4 protein-coding genes are annotated in these 2,655 nt (G+C 64.9%); 1 reads left to right on the top strand and 3 read right to left on the bottom strand.

The features are described 5' to 3' along the window. Nucleotides 1-301: 301 nt before the first annotated feature. The 3 genes from ACFV7R_RS46945 to ACFV7R_RS46935 form a co-directional block, all read right to left on the bottom strand. Complete coding sequence (locus ACFV7R_RS46945) at nt 302-715, bottom strand: RNA polymerase sigma factor (RefSeq protein WP_385276925.1); 414 nt, start codon at nt 713-715, stop codon at nt 302-304. A gap of 67 nt (nt 716-782) precedes the next feature. Continuing rightward, nucleotides 783-962, bottom strand: a complete 180-nt coding sequence (locus ACFV7R_RS46940; protein ID WP_385276922.1) for a hypothetical protein — start codon at nt 960-962, stop codon at nt 783-785. A gap of 110 nt (nt 963-1,072) precedes the next feature. After that, a complete protein-coding gene (locus ACFV7R_RS46935) occupies nt 1,073-1,624 on the bottom strand; it encodes a hypothetical protein (RefSeq protein WP_385276919.1) in 552 nt (183 codons plus the stop codon). A 94-nt stretch (nt 1,625-1,718) separates the two neighbouring features. Between ACFV7R_RS46935 and ACFV7R_RS46930 the strand changes: the two genes are divergently transcribed. Then, entirely contained in the window at nt 1,719-2,489 is a 771-nt protein-coding gene (locus ACFV7R_RS46930) for a transposase (RefSeq protein WP_385276916.1), read from the top strand. The last annotated feature ends 166 nt before the right edge of the window (nt 2,490-2,655 follow it).

The raw sequence follows: 2,655 nt of genomic DNA, 5'->3' as shown, positions 1-2,655 counted from the left end.
CAGACAGCACGACTTCGACAGCACGAGGACCCCGAGACGCCATGGAAACAGCCTACAGACTTAAGACCGTCATTTCAGGCGCATCACACTAGTGTCCTGCGCCGGAGATCCGTCGGCGGAAGTGGGCGAGGGATTCGAGGATCTCCTCGGCGGTCTTCGTCCAGATGAACGGCTTGGGGTCTGCGTTCCAGCCCTTGACCCAGGCGCGGATGTCGGCTTCCGGGGCCTGGACGTTCTTGTGTGCGCCGCGGCGGATCTTCTGGTCGGCCAGGAAGCCGAACCACCGCTCGACCTGGTTGATTCACGAGGAACCGGTCGGGGTGAAGTCTATGCCGTAGTGCAGCAGGATCGCGTCGCGCTGCCGTTCGCTGAGGGAGGCGACGGCGGCGTACAGGGCGATGGCGTCGGTCAACGTGTCGTAGGGGTCGTCGACGTTGTCAGCGAGTGCGGCCTCGAAGGCTGCGGTCTCCATCAGCTCCGGGCGGCGCTGGCGCTTGCGGTGTATGTCGATGATGCGGCGCTTGAAGATCGTCCAGGCGTAGCCCTCCAGGTTCTCCATCTGCAGCATGCGCGGCCAGCGGTCCATGACCTGGTCGAAGGTCAGGTCGACAGCTTCCTCGGCGTCGGAGCCGAGCTGCAGGTAGGCGTAGCGCATGTAGTCGGTGCGGCGCTGCTGGTGAAAGGCCAGTACGCCATCTGCGCGGTCACGTCCCACTGGTCGATGGGCACCGCGCGTGGCGTGCCCACGGCGCCACTGGTCTCGTCCGTGCTCGTCTCGCTGCTCACTGCGCCTCCTGCTGCGACTCGGGAGTGTGAGCCGGGGTGCGGGTGCCGGTGAGCTGGGTGATCCCGATGCGGACGCCGGCTGTGAGCAGCCGGCGGTATCCGCGGATCACGTCCGGACCGAACACCCTGAGGGCGAGCGCGATTTCGAGCAACCACGCTGCAGCGTCGTGCTGCACGTGTCCTCCCCTGCATCTGTGTCATTTCGGATGCCACCCTTCCCCCTAAGGGCTGTCCCGCAATGATCGCGGTTCCGAGTACATAGCCGCCTGAAGACCTGACGACGTGCTCAGTCGGTGGCTCGTGGAGTGTCCAGGGATCGGGCGAAGTCGGAGAGCGTGTGGAAGTCGTTCTCCCGTAGGCCGACCCGAGGGTTGACGTGGTGCAGTAGCCCGGGTCCTCGATGGTGGGCGGTTACGTATGTCTGGTCCAGCTCACTCTGTTCATCGTCCACCCAGGCGAAAGGACGGCCGCCTGCGTAGTTCACCAGCGGGCCGGTCTTCCAGTGGACTCCATCGGGGCGTTCTTGGAGCAAGACATCGCCGAAGTCGACGAAGGGAAGTCTCGGAAGGCCGAGCACCGGTGCGATCCACCGGTTGGCGTCGTCCATCCATGTGGTGGCCCAGCACAGCTCGAAACCGAGCCGGAGCAGGAGTCGTCCATGCTCTGGATTGAGCCACACCCGCAGGGGGCGCCGCCGAGACCAGAGAGGCCTGTCATCCTCATGGGCGTCGTCCCGGGGAACTCTGAGTGTGGTGTAGCCGTCGGGACGCTTCTCTGGCTTGGCCGCATAAGGGTTGAGCGGCCCGTCCACGTCGAGGAACAGCAGCGGTCGGTTCACGGTTTCCCCCGGTCTTGCTCACTGTCGACTGCCCCGATGAGCGTAGCTGCAGAGATCGTCTCGGCACTGGGCTGGTCTGAGTGATGATCATGCTGTGGTGAGTGTGATCACGGCATCAGAGCCGTCCTGGATAGCCCCGTTCACCGGGCTGAGTCTGCGCTGCTTCGGCAAGCTGCTGACCATGCTGCGGCGCGACGGAGCCGATGTGGTGCCCCGGGGCCGACCGTGGAGTCTCTCGCTGGAGGACCGGGTGCTGCTGGTCACGGCCTACTGGCGTACCAATCTGACGTTGCGGCAGCTCGCCCCGTTGTTCGGCGTCTCGAAGTCAACAGCTGGCCGAGTCATCAACCACCTCGGACCCTTGCTCGCGCTTCGGCCCCGCAAGCGGTTCGCCAAGGACACCGTTCTCATCGTGGACGGCACCTTGGTCCCCACCCGCGACCACAGCATCGCCGAACGGTCGAAAAGCTACCGATACTCAACCAACCACCAAGTCGTCATTGATGCTGACACCCGCTTGGTCGTCGTGGTTGGCCAGCCACTCCCCGGGAACCGCAACGACTGCAAGGCATGGGAGGAGTCCGGCGCCAAGAACGCTGTCGGCAAGACCCTCACCATCGCCGACGGCGGCTACCCGGGAACCGGACTCGTCATTCCGCACCGCCGTGAGCGCAGCCGGACCGAGCTTCCGGACTGGAAAGAGCAACACAACAAGTCCCACAAGCAGGTCTGTGCCAGGGTCGAGCACGTCTTCGCCCGCATGAAGACCTGGAAGATCCTCCGCGACTGCCGCCTCAAAGGCGACGGCGTCCACCACGCCATGCTCGGCATCGCCCGGATGCACAACCTCACCCTCGCCGGATAGGTCGGCAGGTGGCGCGGTGGCCCGCTACGCCCGAGGCAACTCCAAGATCTTTACGGGACAGCCCTTAGACGCAATGCCGTTGCATTACGGGCCTGTGGGTTGGGGTCTTGTGATGAGGATGGCTTGGGTGCCGGTGCGGGTGGGCTGGGGCCAGGCACGGTGTTCA

Source organism: Streptomyces sp. NPDC059866 (assembly GCF_042731325.1).
Taxonomy (GTDB): Bacteria; Actinomycetota; Actinomycetes; order Streptomycetales; family Streptomycetaceae; genus Streptomyces; species Streptomyces flavusporus.
Note: the sequence above shows the minus strand (reverse complement) of the source record. Positions and strands in the feature narration are given on the sequence as shown.